The 16634-nt window shown below is 51.3% G+C and carries 11 protein-coding genes; 2 read left to right on the forward strand and 9 right to left on the reverse strand.

All coding sequences use genetic code 11. The features are described 5' to 3' along the window. Positions 1-47 precede the first annotated feature (47 nt). Genes PSE6802_RS0108375 through PSE6802_RS0108390 form a run of 4 tightly spaced genes read right to left on the reverse strand, consistent with a single transcriptional unit; the run spans position 48 to position 4144 of the window. Positions 48-1187, reverse strand: coding sequence for a sulfotransferase family protein (locus tag PSE6802_RS0108375; RefSeq protein WP_019499602.1), 1140 nt, complete (start codon positions 1185-1187; stop codon positions 48-50). A 6-nt stretch (positions 1188-1193) separates the two neighbouring features. Beyond that, positions 1194-1973, reverse strand: coding sequence for an SDR family NAD(P)-dependent oxidoreductase (locus PSE6802_RS28215; protein ID WP_019499603.1), 780 nt, complete (start codon positions 1971-1973; stop codon positions 1194-1196). Then, positions 1970-3088, reverse strand: a complete 1119-nt coding sequence (locus PSE6802_RS0108385; protein WP_019499604.1) for an alkane 1-monooxygenase — start codon at positions 3086-3088, stop codon at positions 1970-1972. The genes PSE6802_RS28215 and PSE6802_RS0108385 overlap by 4 nt, the downstream gene beginning before the upstream one ends. An 18-nt stretch (positions 3089-3106) precedes the next feature. Next, positions 3107-4144, reverse strand: coding sequence for a 3-oxoacyl-[acyl-carrier-protein] synthase III C-terminal domain-containing protein (locus PSE6802_RS0108390; RefSeq protein WP_019499605.1), 1038 nt, complete (start codon positions 4142-4144; stop codon positions 3107-3109). Between the two features lie 496 nt (positions 4145-4640). Here PSE6802_RS0108390 and PSE6802_RS0108395 point away from each other — a divergent pair, with 496 nt between their 5' ends. Continuing rightward, complete coding sequence (locus PSE6802_RS0108395) at positions 4641-4952, forward strand: DUF6916 family protein (RefSeq protein ID WP_019499606.1); 312 nt, start codon at positions 4641-4643, stop codon at positions 4950-4952. Between the two features lie 4 nt (positions 4953-4956). Beyond that, positions 4957-5484: a GNAT family N-acetyltransferase gene (locus tag PSE6802_RS0108400; protein ID WP_019499607.1), complete on the forward strand. Its 528-nt coding sequence runs from the start codon at positions 4957-4959 to the stop codon at positions 5482-5484. Here the strand turns inward: PSE6802_RS0108400 and PSE6802_RS0108405 are convergent. The 5 genes from PSE6802_RS0108405 to PSE6802_RS0108425 form a co-directional block, all read right to left on the reverse strand. After that, a complete protein-coding gene (locus PSE6802_RS0108405) occupies positions 5476-5733 on the reverse strand; it encodes a DUF4058 family protein (protein WP_019499608.1) in 258 nt (85 codons plus the stop codon). The genes PSE6802_RS0108400 and PSE6802_RS0108405 overlap by 9 nt on opposite strands. A gap of 6 nt (positions 5734-5739) precedes the next feature. After that, positions 5740-6267 carry a phage tail protein gene (locus PSE6802_RS0108410; RefSeq protein WP_019499609.1) on the reverse strand — a complete coding sequence of 176 codons (528 nt, stop codon included), beginning with the start codon at positions 6265-6267 and terminating at the stop codon, positions 5740-5742. 55 nt (positions 6268-6322) lie between these two features. Further along, positions 6323-6826: a phage tail protein gene (locus PSE6802_RS0108415; RefSeq protein WP_019499610.1), complete on the reverse strand. Its 504-nt coding sequence runs from the start codon at positions 6824-6826 to the stop codon at positions 6323-6325. A gap of 9 nt (positions 6827-6835) precedes the next feature. Next, a complete protein-coding gene (locus PSE6802_RS0108420; RefSeq protein ID WP_019499611.1) occupies positions 6836-7333 on the reverse strand; it encodes a phage tail protein in 498 nt (165 codons plus the stop codon). Between the two features lie 248 nt (positions 7334-7581). Further along, entirely contained in the window at positions 7582-16047 is an 8466-nt protein-coding gene (locus PSE6802_RS0108425; protein ID WP_019499612.1) for a choice-of-anchor D domain-containing protein, read from the reverse strand. Positions 16048-16634: the final 587 nt, after the last annotated feature.

Genomic DNA, 16634 nt, shown 5'->3' on the forward strand with positions numbered 1-16634 from the left:
TCCAAATTGCAATAACTTCAATTGTCGATCGGTAAATTTTTCCTCCTTTAAATTTGCTCGCCTAGAGTATTGGCATAGCCAAGTTTTTGAAAAGCAAATGCCCAGCGACGATCTATGAGTTCTCGCTCCTGGGCAGATAGCTGAAACTGATTTTTCTGATAAGCCCGTTGCGAGGAAATATAAGATGCAAATGCTGGTAATGCCTCGTTAAAACCTGGCAAGCCAAGTTCCTTGTAAACAAGCTGTAAGACTTGTAGCGGATCGCGCTCTAGATCTGCAAAGCTTACTTCAACGATCTGACCGGATGGGATCGAGGGGCGATCGCGAAAGAACTGCTGCATCATATCTTCATACAGTTCGAGGATCGTGCGATCGACATTGGTTGGATCGATAGACTGCAGCGTCGTTAAGGACAGTAAACTATGACGGAGACTGCGCGTGGAGGCAAAGACATCGTAGGGACAACGGTGAATGTGGATAAATTTTGCCCCTGGGAACAACTCCAACAGCAAACGAATCCTGGCAGTGTTGACTGGATTTTTTAAGACGAGTTGCTTCCCATGCGCGTGAATAGTGGCAATTTGGAGCAGTCGGTAATACTTGCGTTTAAACTCCCGAATAAATGACTCAGAGGCACCCTGCAATAACACGAACTGCTTAAAGAGGTTTAGCGTTCTGTGGGGAAATAGAAACTGGGTATAAAAGGAATGGGGCATGGTCTTCGCCAGGGGAATTTCTTCCTCTTGGGGAGAATCAATCGGCCAAGTCATATTATCCATCGGTCGTTTGAGCGGTACGATTTTTGATAACAAAGATTTGAGCCAAATTCCGCCCACTAGCGAGCAATCGGGAACCATTGACTGATACATAGACAGATAGCCAAATGCTGGATCCTGAGCGATCAGATTGTGCAGGTGTGTCGTACCGCTGCGCCAATGGCCGATAATAAAGATTGGGGGGTGCGCAATGGTGGTGTTGATAATCCGCTGCTCCCACACAATCTTTTCCCACAGGCGCAGAGGCAAGGTACAGATACTTGTAATCGAAATTAGCAGCAGGCGTAACGCATAGCGGGGATGAATCCCGATCGCATAGTGGGTTAGCCGCAGGATGTTACTCAGTCGCGTAAATCCGATTAATCCGATTTGATAACCGAGTTGACTGTTCGTGAATGGGTTTGCGTTCATGGCGTGCTATCTATCAATTACGATTGGACGTGGGAACCACCGTTCGGCGACGTAATTTAAAATAGAGCCTCGAACGACGTTAGGCAGAATGTTCAGCATGTTTAAGAAGTGATAAGACCAGTAGGGGAAGCAGTAAAAGCGCCGTCGCTGCTCGATCGCTCGCACAATTTTGGCGATCGCAACTTCCCGCTGCATGCACAGATGAGCGGGCACCTGTTCCTTGACAGTCATGTCTGTATCGATAAAGCTGGGGCAAATAGTGGTGACGTGAATGCCATGCGGCTTTAAGTCCCTGTACAGCCCCTCTAATAGATAATTCAGAGCTACTTTGGAGGCACTATAAGCACTAATTCGAGGCATAGCGTGCAAGGCCGCCATACTGGAAATCCCGACGATTTGACCGCGACCTCGTAATAGCATGGCATCAATTACAGGAGCGATGGTATTGGCAACCCCCATGACATTGGTTTTCACGATCTGTTCAAAACGGTCGAGATCGAATTTAGCCTCCAGGTTTTGCGCAGTAATCCCAGCGTTGGCGATCGCTAGCTCGATTGGCCCCAGGTCTTTTTCAGCCATCGCCACAACATCGGCGATCGCCTGTTTTTGGGTAACATCGGCGGCGTAAATTTTCAGATGTCCGTAGCGACATTGCGGTTCTTGATAAAGAGCCTGAAGTTTTGTCTCGCGACGGGCGATCGCCGCAACGCTACAGCCATGTTTGAGATAGTGCAGCGTCAGTGCATATCCAATCCCAGATGAGGCTCCTGTAATTAACACGTTCATGGGGAAATTTCCTGCTGAGCTTCAAATTGTTCCAGACAAGGATGGACGACTCGCTGAAACACAGGTGGTATCAATGCTAGAAAAAACATCGCGACATGTTGGTATGGGTATACTGGCGATCGGTTCTCGCTCCTTAAGTAGGGATAGGGACAATTGGGGGCAGCATGATGCTCCCCGTGGCGAAACAGATTCAAGAGTGCGAAGTCATGGATAAATAGAGCCTGCGACCAGGCATGATGGGTGCCAACTGGCTCGTATTTGCCTGAAGCATCAACGGTTCGCATCAAACCATAATGTTGGATGTAATTCGTCCAATCGAGTTTCAAGATAGCGATCGCGCTTTGCAAAATAAAAAATACCCCCCCTTTCCCCCCCCACAGCCAAACCGTCAGGGACAACCAGAGCAGGCTAAAGCCATACCAGATTAGCAACTCGCTTTGCCAAAAAGACTTACCCGCTTTGGCGAGGCACTCTCGTTCGCAGCGGAGCGCCCCGCTAAAATTACCGACAAGGCTCTGCCACCAAAAACTATAGAGACTTTGCCCCCGTCGGGCGGTAGCAAAATCTAGAGGGGTGCCAACATGGCAATGATGAATCTGGAGATGGACGACTTTGAACGTGCCAAAGCTAACGGTTGAGAGTAACAGCCCACCCAGAAATCGGTCGAATTGCTGAGGCCGATGGATTAATTCATGCCCTAGGGTGATGGCGAAAATCCCGCTCAAAACCCCTGTTGATAATAGATAGCCCAGACTCCCCCAACCATTCAAGCTGCTACCGCACCAGTAATGCGTCGTAACCGCCAGCATCGCCAGTTGGGCGGGCACTCCTCCAAACAGCAGCAAGCGGAAATAGAGCGGCGATCGCTTTGGGATCGCGGCGGCATCAAACCGAGCGGGTACCGGATAGGGCCAGAGCCATTGGAGAAAGGCAACAAGACCATAGGCGATCGCGAGCGGTGCAAAGGCGAACAAATTGGGACGAGCGCTTACTTCTCCGAGCCAGGCACTCAAAATCGGTAGAGCCGGAATCGCATAGGCGAGCAAATATCCCAGGCTACTCAAAATTGGAAAGCGATTATCTTGGGGATTCGTTCCGCCACTATTCTGAGTCATAATCCACTTCTCTCAACTTCAATACGTCAACTGGACAACCGAAGCAACCAGTCCGGCACTAACAGGCACAAATGCAATAGAATCTCCTCTCCGAAGTACCCCTTCATCTTCGGCAAGACAAAGTCCTACCGGAATGCTTGCTGAAACCACGTTGCCAAATTCTGGGTAAACCTTCAAGTAGACTTTCTCAATCGGGACTCCATATGTGGGCATGTATTCTTCATAAATTGCCTTGGAAGGGGTATGGGGAAAGTACCAAACCGGATGGCTGACATCGTCGATCGACTCAGCAATGACTTTCCCTAAGGATTTACTGCCTTCACGAAAGAGATCTCTACCATAGGATACAAATCGATTAATGCCATTCAGTTCCATGCGATCGCTTGCTTCCACAAAGTTAGCATAGCCAGGAAGCGGTATCGTACAGAGATCGGCGAACTCGGGTCTCGATAGATAGGAAAAGTTCCAGGGGCGATCGCTGGGTAACAGAATCGTGGCTGTTGCTGCCTCGCCAATGGTGTACATCGGAAACGAATATTCCAGAGCGCGGATATCGCGGATTTCCCAGTTATCGTGCAGCCCTAAATGGAATTCTCCATTCACGATCATTGCGGCTTTGAACGCACCCGACTGCAACATTAAACCTGCGATGTGAGCCGCCCGCACCCAACTCATGCAGGCATCCGTAACATCAAAACAGTTAGCCAGATGCATCCCCTTCGCCTTGGCATAAAAATAGGCATTGGCAGGCTCTAAAAAACCGCGCCCCACGCCGCAATAAATCAATAAATCGATATCTGTTGGAGCCATGTTCGCTTTCTCTAAAGCACCATCGATTGCTGAAAAAATCGAGTCTGATGCCTTCTCCCCCGCCTCAATATCGCGAAGATACCGAGTTTTCGCTCCTGTTTGACTTAACAACTTTTCAACGATTTTGAGGTATGGAGCTTTCTTAATGGGGGAAACTTTAGGGTTGCTCCGCTCCATATAATCCAGCAGATCGCTATTGGTTAATTTTTGAGAAGGTACGCGGTAAGATATAGAAGCGATTTTCATGGTTTAGGCGTTCCAGTTGAATATGGAGCTCAGATTCAGAACGCAAATCCTCTAAACTCGCGCTCTGGCATCTTAAGAGCACCTCTAAAAACTCAAAATTATTGAGAGTATAGATTTCGCAATCAAGTTTTTAATACCAATTTAAATGGTTAGCTTCCCAGATCGGGGTGTGAGGATCTTGCCCCCAGAAAGGGGTGGGAACCTTTCACTTCGCTCGATCTGTCCCGTCGATAGTGCAAATTGGTATAACTCCATGCTATTAAGCATAAGGCAATTGTTCGAGATGCTCTATAAATTGTAGACTAACTTAATGAAGAGTTAAACGTCATCTGATAAATGTCACTACCTGCACGTGACAAATGTCATCAGCGTTCGCAAATAGTTTGTAAATAAGGGGTGTAGTGGCTTTACCCCAGCCAGGTTTACATTCTTAAATGCAGCTAGATATTCGCAATCTTTAGTTGCGATCGACACTAAGAAAAAGAAGGAGACTACCATGCCAGAAGACTTGACCTGCGATCTGTTCTCAAAATATCTGGGGAGCGTGTTTCAACTGCCCGTACCGTCGGTAGCACCACTAGAGTTACAGCTTGTAGAAGTCGTGCCACATACAGCACATCCTTTGCCTGAGAATCGGGGGGTATTACAACGCATCCCCTTTTCGTTAATATTCCAGGGACCGCTAGAGACAGCACTACCGCAACGCACCTACACCTTGGAACATGCGGAAATGGGTAAATTGGATATCTTTTTAGTTCCCGTGGCCCGCCGCCAGGATGGCATGCAATACGAAGCGGTTTTCACTTAAACTTATGGCAGATAAACTATCTCACCAACTATCTCATCAAGCCTTAAGCGATCGCGGTGTAACCTTTCGCGACATTACACCTGAGGATCTTCCGTTTCTCCAAAGGCTCTATGCCAGTACCCGCGAAGAGGAAATGGCAATGGTGGATTGGAGCGATCGCGCCAAAGCAGATTTCCTGCAAATGCAATTTGAAGCCCAGCATAAGTATTACCAGGCAAACTACGCGCAAACATCTTTTCAGATAATTCTTTTACATGAAGAACCGATCGGTCGCCTGTACGTGGCGCGATGGGAGCAAGAGATTCGCATTGTCGATCTGGCGATCCTGCCAGAGCATCGCGATCGCGGGATTGGCTCCCAAATACTCCAGGATCTGCTAGCAGAAGCAACGCGGCGAGGTTTACCTCTACGAATTCACGTGGAGCAGTACAACCGCGCCCTGCGGCTCTATCAGCGCCTGGGTTTTCAAAAGATTGGAGAGCATGGGGTATACTGGTTGATGGAATGCACTCCTGGTGAAGTTTTACTGTAGGATCGATGGCTGGGACAACCCCGATCGCGAGCGCACCCAGTCCCAATCTTCATCCTTCAACTTTACCCGTGGCGGACAGGTATAGTCGATCGCCAGATCCAGTGCTGCTTCTTCATACACCCGATCCAATAGTGCTTTCAAATCGATCTGCGGTTCGCAATCGCTTGGTTCCAAGGGCAATGGGAATACGGGAATGCGATCGCGAACGAATTCAATCGTAAGGGGCGATCGCTCCCAGGATAGCTCCATACTACTTCAGGTGCGAGGTGGATATACTCCCTGTAAGGCAATGCAGAAATAGAAGGTTAAGTAGGGCTGCATGTTATTGTGCGGTGCGTCGCCGCCGGATGGGGCGAGAGCGGAATCTGACATTGGCTGCAAGCCAGAGGATATTGAATTCTGGTACAAAAAGCCATTTGCCGACCGTGCCAACACGCGGTTAGATGTGGGAGCTTTTAGATCGCCATCGTCCGAAGAGGCCATTAAGGAATGGCTGTGAGATGGTATCTCCGACTCCAACAGCGTTACTGTTTCGGAGCCTCCAGTTTCGCCCAGATCGTGCAACGAAAGCCCTGGCCCTTGTCCTGGGTGCATGGGAGCGCGTCCTTGTAAATCGGGTAGACCAAAATTCGATTTACCATTTCCTCCGTAGGTAGTTCCCAACAACGAAAACAGCGCCGTGTTCTGGGACAGCGGCAATAACTGACCATCGCACCACGCCCAGCCTTTGGGTGGAAAGTTAAATGGGAAAATTCTGATCTCAGCCACAAATGGGTCGGCCATATTTATTCTCCTAAATACTGAAATCTAAAAGCTGAAAGCTAAATACTCCTCTCAATCATGTCGGGCTTGGGAAAATCCCCAATAGAGAAATGATGAAGTCAACGCAGAGATAGGGTTGAAAATTGGTGTGTGGCTGGCTACCACCGATCGCTGACACCACTGCTGAATTCATATTGCTGTTGGCGGTGTCTTCAATAAAGGGACTAATCGCTACCGACTCAGCTAAGAGGTTTTTGCTCGGGGTTGCGAGGGTTGCCGCTGAGGTGGATGCCAACAGAGGGTGACTATGAGATGGAATCTGACTTACCGTCAACGCAATCTCTTCGGCTCCCCCTGTCTCCGCCAGGATAAAACCGTTGCCCATGTGTACGGGCAAGCGACCGCGCAAATCGGGTAAAGCAAAGTTAGATTGACCGTCACCGCCATAGGTCGTACCGATCAATTGGAAGAGGGCTTCGTTTTCCGCAATCGATATTAGTTGTCCCTCGCAGAACATCCACCCCGCAGGGGCGAAGTTGCCCGCGAACATGCGAATTTCGCCAATATAAGGCTGTGCCATAGATGTCTCCTAGTTTGGACTTGGGAAAATGCCCTGGAGGGCGATTGAGAAGTTTAAGGTTAGAAAAGGCTGCATGTTAAGATGTGCCTGCGACCCTCCAACGTTGGCGATCGCGCTAGGACTAAGCGAAGTCAAATTTGTGGGAGGATTGTAAACATTGTTGGCAGCAGCCAAAATATTACCAACCGCGACCGGAACGTTTGCATTTGAGGGCGATCCCGACAAAACGTGGGTATGGGTGGGAATCTCGGTGATCGAGAGGGTGTGTGCTTGTTCGCCGCCCCGTTCGCCAAGCGTGTGACTGCCGCCAACATGAATCGGTGTCCGGGCGCGCAAGTCGGGCAACGCAAAGTTCACGCGCCCATCGCCGCCGAAGGTCGTTCCGAGCAATGAGAAGAGACCCTGATTCTGATTGATGGGCAAAAGCTGTCCATCGCAGAGCGCCCACCCCCTCGGGGCGAAGCCAAAGCTCATGATGCGGATTTCTGAAAGGAAAGGTTCGGCCATTAGGCATCTCCTTCGCGCCTAGCGCGATAAAAAATAATTAACAAATGTTGATGGGATAGGCATCGCGCTCCGCCGACGCTAGGTTACTCCAATAAATCAGCGATGTAATCCCAATTCTTATCCAAAAACTATTGTATTGCATAAAAGTCGGCAAATCTAGACGAGAATCGATGAAATTACGAACAGTAGGGGTGGTGTCGATCGCTGAGATGAGATATTCCGCACCTCTTAGGAAAGCATCCACAGGACTAGAACGGAGTCGGTGTCGGCACCGTACCGCCGAAAAAGCCGTCCGTCGTTACTGTTGCGGAATCGTTTGCCGTGGCGCTGCCAGGTTCACCTGCACTGCCAGTGTTGCGACCCTGAATATAGGTAACCACGGCTGCAGTGTCAAAGGGAGTTCCTGAGTAACCGGGCATCTCGATGCGCGAGTTAAAGCGTTGGCGGATGCGGAAGTCGTCGGTCGTGCCGGCACTATTCGTGAGTGTATTGGCAAGCGCTCCAGCCCCGCCGAAGTTGAGACGAACGGTATGGCTATCGACCGCACCAAAGACGTTGGTCGTAGTTGATGCATTATTTAGGAAGAATGATTGGAGGGATAACGGATTGGTTGAAACCGACTGATCGAGATCGTTGCTTTGCACTGTCAGATTGAGGACGCCGTTGCCGTCGTTCGCCTGGACGGAAATCCCACGTTCTAAGGCATTGATAACAGTGTTGCCCGTAACTGACGAGGTGTGAGTGCCGTTGCCGTGGGCTTCAACGACGATCCCGCTCGCTTGGGTTGAACCGGAAAGCGGCGTGCCTGCCGTGCCAATGTTGTTGTTACGGATGAAGCCATTGAACGTCCCGGCAGCACCTGAGGTGCCGAGATTGGCCGTAATCGCACTCAGAATTGCTCCGTTAATCGTGTTGCTGTCGATATCGTAGTTGACCCGCCCGGTGTAGCCACCGAACGCCACGCCAGTAGCTGCGTTGATCGTGATGCCCTGCCCAAGTGCGGTGGGATGACCGCCGGAGAGTGTATTATTGGTGAATTTCACGTTGAGATTTGCCGAATTGCTGGCAGCGGCCTGGAAGTGGTCGCCTCGATTGGCGGTAAACGTGTTGCCAGTGAGGGTTGCCGTCATGGTGGCAGTTCCAGACGCATCCATCAGGAAGCCGTCGTTACCGATCGCCGAGTTGTTGCTGAAGGTACTACCAGTTACGGTGAGGTTGGTCAGCGTGCCGCTGGAATTGCGGATGACGGCGTTGTCCTCCGCCGAGCCACTGACGGTAATGCCCGACCAGGTCGAGGTACCGAACAGGTTGGTCAGATCGATACCTGCCTCGCCAGCGGCATTGCCGTTGTTCGTTACTCGCACGCCCGTAAGCGAGAGTCCGGTAACCGTCGTACCGCGAATACCGTCATCTCCACCGCCTGAAATGTTCATGTTGGAGAGATTGACATTTGCCGTATTGGTAAGCAAAATGCCCGCGTCCGTTGAGTTTTGAATTGTGCCGCCCGATCCAGCCGTCGAACCGGTGCCCGTGACGGTTAATCCACCACTCGTACCCGTGTTGTTGAGTACGATGCCGTTAGTGGCTCCATTAGAACTGATGCTGCGGAAGTTCAGGTTACTCGCGCCAATTGTGGTGTTCGCGACATTGAGGGCTGTGCCGGTGGTGGAAGTAATTGTATTCGTGCCAGTAGCCGATACTGTACCGCCACCCGTGGCGTTGAAGCCCACACCGCTAGTCGTGTTGAGCGTCAATCCACCCGTGAAGTTGACCGTGCCGCCTGTGTTGGTCAGGTCGATCGCATTGGCAGTCGTCGTCGTGCCAGTAATCTGACCGTTAAACGTTGTGGTGCCTCCGGTCTTTGCATTGATATTGACGGCATTATTGGCATTGTTGGTCTTAGTAATTGTGCCGTTATAGGTCACGTTTGCCGTGCTCGTATCTTCGTTGTAAGCGATGCCAGATGGGTTATTGATGGATGTATTCGCGCTGAATGCAAACGTTCCGCCCGAACCACCGATGATATCGATTCCCGCATCGCCGCCATTCAGCGTCGCGGTGCCGTTGAAATTGTACGTACCGTCGGCGTTGTTGAACTGCAATCCCGTACCGTTGGTCGCGTTAATCGTTCCCGTTTGGAACGTAGCAGTTCCCGTGTGACCTCCAGATACGGAGACCGCTGCGGCATTGTTTGCCTGGGTAATGTTGCCAGAATAGGTAGTATTTACGCTGCCGCCATTGATATTGAAGGCTGCACCCGTGGGGCTGGTAATAGTACCGCCATTGGCAGTAAACGTACCCGAGCTACCGACCAGATTGACACCATTCGTACCGCCGCTAGAAGAGAGACTGCCCAGAACGACATTCAAAGCACCGGAAGTACCGACATTGAAACCGCCACCCGTGGTGTTATTGATGATGGCCTCGCTAATTGTCAGGTTGCCGACTGCGCCACCAGTAATGCTAAATCCACTGGCATTGCCCGCATTTAGCCCCCGCAGCGTATTGTTTGAACCCAGGGTAATTCCTCCAGCGATGTTGGGTCTGTTACCCGAGAACGCATCCAGACTGTTAAAGCTGCCCAGCGTAATGCCAGTAAGCGCTGCCAGCGTAGTACCTGTTGTGCCGTCGCCAATCAGTTTCTGATCGTTTCGCAGCGTAATCCCACCTGCATAGGTACCCGCGCCATCAGCATTTGCATTGGTGGCATCGTCATCGATAAAGATAAAATCGGTGTTTGCAGGGAGATTGCCAACACCAGTATTTGCCGCATTAAAGGCTGCCAAAGTCCTGAATGGATCGGCCTGAGTGCCTAAATTAGCCGAATCAATGGCATCCTCATCGATGAACCACAACACGCTGTTCCCAGCACCAGCACCATCGAGATCGGTGACGTTAATCGTTGCGGTTATATTTGCCGTCGCAGGAGGCAGAGGCGTACCGCTATCCTGAATTTGATAGACAAACGTATCGCTGCCAACAAAGCCAGCTACAGCATTATAGGTAAAGCTACCATCAGCATTCACCGTCACGTTGTTATCGTCCGCAGTTGTTGCCGTGGCTGCCGCTGCTGCACTTGTCAGCGTAGCTGCCACCACACTCACCGTTGTGCCATCGGGGTCTGTCGCTCCCGTCAGCAGATCGCTCGCACCATCAGGGACAGTCAGGGTCAAGTTAGCATTGCTGGTATAAGTCGGAGCGGGGGTGAGGGCAGGCGGATCGTTGACGGGTTGCACGTTAATATCCCGCGTTACCGTATTGCTGTTGACATCGCCATCATTCACCGTGTAGCTGACCGTGCGCGTAGCAGTATTGGGGTTATCGCTGGTGTTGGTGTAGGCAATTTGGTGCAAAGCCGTCGAGTAGTTGGCGAGCGATGCCGACCCCGTAAGGGTTATCGTACCTGGCACGGAAGTATTGGCGACAATCCCACCTGGAAGAGCGCCGACTACCGAGAGGACATCCTGTCCAGCCACGAACCCACTCGTAATACTAATCGTGGCACTTTCTGCGTTTGGCTCGTCGTCTGTAATCCCCAATCCGGTAGGACTGATTATTGTTTGCGTTTGCTCGTTAATCGTAATGGCACCCACAGCAGCCGCGCCCAAAACTGGTGGTGCGTTGACAACTCCGGTAATCGCGAAGTTGTAGGGGTTCTCATTGCTGTCGTTGTTCGGAATGGTGATGTCGCCGCCAAACGTACCAGAGGCAGCAGCAGTTAGCTGTACCGTTATTGTGGTGCTAGCTCCCGGCGTTACCGTTGCAGATGGCAATGTCGTAATTGTGTAACCAGTTGGTACGGTAATGCTGCCGGTTGTGAGATTGAGCGGAGCTGAACCAGTATTCTCAATTGTGAAGGTGCGGGACACGGTAGCACCAACGTTAGTTCTGCCATAGTCGGTGCCATCGGTTGTACTCGGCGTGGTATCGCCATCGGCAATGTTGTCAGTCGTACCGCCAAAGCCGCCATCGGTGACGTTAATCTCTGGCGCGACAACGCTACCAGTAATGGCAAAGTTATAGGGATTCTCATCGCTGTCGTCGTTCGGAATTGAGATATCCCCAGCAAACGTACCGGCAGTTGCAGCGGTGAGCTGTACGCCAATTGTGGTGCTGCCTCCTGGTGCTACTGTTGCGGCTGGCGTGGTGGTAATCGTGTAACCAGCGGGTACGGTGATGCTACCAGTCGTGAGGTTGAGGGTGCCTGTACCCGTGTTCTCAATCGTAAACGTGCGAGTTACAGCAGTACCAACTGGAGTACTGCCATAGTCGGTGCCGTCTGTAGTACTCGGCGTGGCATCGCCATCTGCAATGTTGTCAGTTGTACCGCCAAAGCCACCATCCGTGACGTTAATCTCCGGCGCAGTAACCGTACCTGTAATGGCAAAGTTGTAAGGATTCTCATCGCTGTCGTTGTTCGGGATGACGATGTCGCCAGCAAACGTACCAAGGGCACCAGCAGTAAGCTGTACCGTAATCGTGGTACTGGCTCCTGGTGCTACGGTGGCGGCTGGTGTACTTGTAATCATGTAACCCGTGGGAACGGTAATACTACCCGTTGTGAGATTGAGCGTAGCCGTACCAGTGTTCGCGATCGCAAAGGTGCGACTCACGGCTGTACCCAGCAAAGTCGTACCGTAATCGGTACCGTCGGTCGTACTTGGTGTGGTGTCGCCATCCGCGATACTGTCAGTTGCTCCACCAAAGCCACCATCGGTGACATTGATTTCCGGAGCGGTAACAATGCCTGCGATCGCGAAGTTGTAGGGATTCTCGTCGCTGTCGTTGTTGCCAAAGCTGATTTCACCGTTAAAGGTACCTGGTGTTGTGGCATCCAGTTGAACGGTAAAGGCAGCGTTACTTCCTGCTGCAATACTGGTTGGGAATGCGCCGACCAAACTGAAACCCGTTGGTAAGGTGGGTGCGCCTAGAGTTAATGCTGCTGTACCGAGATTTTCAATCGTAAACGTTTGAGTCAGGGCTGTTCCAACTGTGGTCGTACCGTAATCAGTGCGATCGTCAACGCTCGGCGTGGTATCGCCATCGAGAATGCTGGTAGGACGACCGTTAATATCGTCAACAGTGACATTAATCTCTGGAGCGACAACGCTGCCAGTAATGGCAAAGTTGTAGGGGTTTTCATTGCTGTCGTCGTTTGGAATTGAGATATCGCCCGCAAACGTGCCGACGGTGGTGGCGGTAAGCTGTACCTCGATTGTGGTGCTGGCTCCTGGTGCTACTGTTGCCGATGGCAGGGTGGCGATCGTATAGCCAGTTGGTACGGTAATGCTACCAGTCGTGAGGTTGAGGTTGGCGGTGCCGGTGTTCTCAATTGTAAAGGTGCGGGTTAGGGCAGTGCCAAGGGGAGTGGAGCCATAGTCGGTGCCGTCGGTTGTGCTCGGTGTGGTGTCGCCATCGAGGATGTTGTCGGTCGTACCACCAAAGCCGCCATCGTTAACGTTAATTTCTGGAGCAATTACAGTGCCCGTAATCGCAAAGTTGTAGGGGTTCTCGTCACTGTCATCGTTCGGGATCGCGATATCGCCCGCAAACGTGCCAGCAGCAGTAGCTGTAAGCTGTACTTCAATTGTGGTGCTGGCTCCTGGTGCTACAGTTGCCGATGGCAGGGTCGCAATCGTATAGCCAGCAGGCACGGTAATGCTGCCAGTCGTGAGGTTGAGATCGGACGTGCCAGTATTCGCGATCGTAAAGGTGCGAGTTATAGCAGTACCGAGGGGAGTGGAACCATAGTCGGTGCCATCGGTGGTGCTTGGCGTGGTGTCGCCGTCAGTAATATTGTCGGTTGTGCCGCCGAAACCGCCATCGGTGACGTTAATCTCTGGGGCGGTAACGGTACCTGTAATGGCAAAGTTGTAAGGATTCTCATCGCTGTCGTCGTTCGGAATTGAGATATCCCCAGCAAACGTACCGGCAGTTGCAGCGGTGAGCTGTACGCCAATTGTGGTGCTGCCTCCTGGTGCTACCGTTGCAGATGGTGTAGTGGTAATCGTGTAACCAGCGGGTACGGTGATGCTGCCAGTGGTGAGATTGAGATCGGACGTACCAGTGTTCGCGATCGCAAACGTGCGGGTCACCGCCGTGCCGACCAGGGTGCTGCCATAGTCGGTGCCGTCCGTAGCGCTCGGCGTGGTATCGCCATCGGCGATGCTGTCAGTTGTACCGCCAAACCCACCATCAGTCACGTCGATCTCTGGTGCGGTAACCGTGCCTGTAATGGCAAAGTTATAGGGATTCTCGTCGCTGTCGTTGTTCGGAATGACGATGTCGCCAGCAAACGTACCAGTGGCAGCCGCTGTAAGCTGTACGCCAATTGTGGTGCTAGCTCCCGGCGCTACCGTTGCAGATGGAGTAGTGGTAATCGTGTAACCGGCGGGTATGGTGATGCTGCCAGTCGTGAGATTGAGATTGGCCGTACCCGTATTCGCGATCGTAAACGTGCGCGTTACGCTATTTCCAACAAGAGTTGTGCCATAGTCGGTACCATCGTCAGTGCTTGGCGCAGCGTCACCATCAGCAATGCTGTCTGTCGTACCGCCAAACCCGCCATCGGTCACATTTATCTCTGGGGCAATAACGGTGCCTGTAATGGCAAAGTTGTAGGGGTTTTCATTGCTGTCGTTGTTGCCAAAACTAATTTCACCGCTGAAAATACCGCCTGTCGTGGCATCCAGTTGCACGGTAAATGTAGCATTGCCCCCCGCAGCGATGCTGGTTGGGAACCCACCAACCAGGCTAAAGCCTGTTGGTAAGGTGGGCGCGCTCAAAGTTAATTCAGCCGTACCAGTATTTTGAATTGTAAATGTGCGAGACAGGGTTGCGCCAAGCGCGGTCGAACCGTAATCGGTGCCATCGGCAGTACTGGGCGTGGTGTCGCCGTCAGTAATGTTGTTGGTCGCGCCGCCAAAGCCACCATCGGTAACGTTAATTTCTGGAGTAGGAGCTGGACCAACTACTCCTGTAATCGCAAAGTTGTAGGGATTTTCATTACTGTCGTTGTTGCCGAAGCTGATATTACCGCTGAAAGTACCTACTGCCGTGGCATCCAGTTGCACGGTAAACGTGGCGTTACTGCCCGCTGCCACACTGGCCGGGAATCCACCAACCAGGCTGAAGCCTGTAGGTAAGGTAGGCGCGCTTAAGGTGAGATCGGCTGTGCCCGCGTTCTCAATCGTAAACGTGCGGGTTACAGCCGTACCAGCCGTAGTACTGCCGAAGTTGGTGCCATCTGTAGTGCTTGGTGTGGTATCGCCATCGGCGATATTGTCAGTCGTACCGCCAAAGCCACCATCGGTAACGTTAATCTCTGGGGTAGGGGCAGCACTAACTGCTCCTGTAACAGCAAAGTTGTAGGGATTTTCATTACTGTCGTTGTTGCCGAAGCTAATATTACCGCTGAAAGTACCGGCGGTTGTGGCATTCAGTCTGACCGTAAATGTGGCATTGTTCCCTGCTGGGATACTGGTGGGGAACGCGCCGATCGGGCTGAAGCCAGTAGGCAAGGTAGGCGCGCTTAAGGTGAGAGCGCCCGTACCGGTATTCTCGATCGTAAACGTGCGGGTTACGGGCGTGCCCACTACGGTACTGCCGTAATCGGTGCCGTCAGCAGAGATCGGCGTGGTATCGCCATCGGTAATATTGTCAGTCGTACCGCCAAAGCCGCCATCGGTAACGTTAATCTCTGGGGTCAGTGCTGGTGCCGCGTCTACTCTTGTGGTTTCCGTGACGCTGTTGTTGGTTTCGTTGCTCTCGGCGATCGCATTTAGCGGATCTACCCTGGCAGTATTACTTTTTGTACCTACCGTGGCGGTGGTAGTAGACACAGCGATCGTCAGCGTGGTACTGCCGCCTGCGGCAATGCTTCCACCCGTAAAGGTAACGGTTTGCCCTGACGTACTGGCAGTGAACCCATTGGATACAGTTGTGGCTCCAGGCACGAATCCTGTGGGTAAGGTGTCCTGCACCGTAACGTTGCTGGCGGCGGCGGTGCCGTTATTGCTGACAGTTAACGTGTAGACGAGCGGATCGCCAACTCTAATGGGATCGGCACTATCTCTCTTGGCGATCGTTAAGTCGGGTCTAAACGTGCCTACGGGGGTAAGATCTGTAGTGAAATCGCTCTCCGTTAATTGGTTGGGTTGGATTGCTCGCAGAACTCCTAAATATTCCCCAGTCAACCTGTCCCGAATTACGGTTGAATTGACGAAAGTACCTGTAGAATCGAGCGCTCTTGTTACCAGGATAAAGTCTAGATCTTGAAAGCTCAGTCCTCCTCCCAGTCCAATTAGATCGGAACCCTTGGTGAAATCCATAATTCGATCGGCATCGGAGAAGTTAGGGCCGCCAGTTGTGCTTGTGGCTGCGCCTGACACTCGCTCGAACACGAACTTATCCGCACCTGCCCCACCTGTAAGCTTATCGGATCCGAGATCGCCGAATATAACATCGTTATCCTGACTGCCAAAGATTTCGTCTGCATCTTCACCGCCATGAAGGATGTCGTTGCCTATACCGCCATTAATAATATCTATCCCCTGGCCGCCATCGATGAGGTCGTTCCCATCACCACCAGAGAGCTGATCGGCTCCCTGGTTTCCGAATATTGTATCCGCACCTCCTAGACCCGAAATAATACTGTTGATAGGCAAGCCGTTAAGCAGGTCGGGGTTGGGCGTACCGAAAATAAATTCATCCATGGAGTGGGATACCTCTATCCAAAATTCAGGTGTTTTATTGTGAGATTTTGTGCGAGACCGTAGGATCGGCGAAATGGTTCAGGATAACTCTATCCAAAACTCAGACACTCCACTCTACATGATGTGAGATTTTGTGAGATTTTGTGAGATCGGCAACGTGCGATTAGCGATCGCACAGACTACTTAGCTACTCAGTCGGTACTAACCCTAGCCCATTCCGCTTTTTCAGATTGCTTTTCTACTTAAGAACTGATAGGAAAATTAAGATAACCGCGATGCGTTACGGCTAATGCCTAAGACACCCTAACAATTGCGACATTTACAATTGCGACATTATTTAATTTAAACGTTAGTCCTTTACCTTGCCACCCTGGATAAATTTTTCTCTCTTACCCATATATAAGCTTTAATTTTATCTCTATTAATAGATTTGGTAAATTACGTTACATTAAGCAAATCCTTAACGGAATATTACGCTGAGTACATATCGTGCATTTTTGGTTGAACCTCGTAAATTTAAATCGTTCGGTAGCATCACTTTAACGAAATGAGTTTTTGGGAAACATCGTATAAATGTCATGAGTCAG

Source organism: Pseudanabaena sp. PCC 6802 (assembly GCF_000332175.1).
Lineage (GTDB): Bacteria > Cyanobacteriota > Cyanobacteriia > Pseudanabaenales > Pseudanabaenaceae > PCC-6802.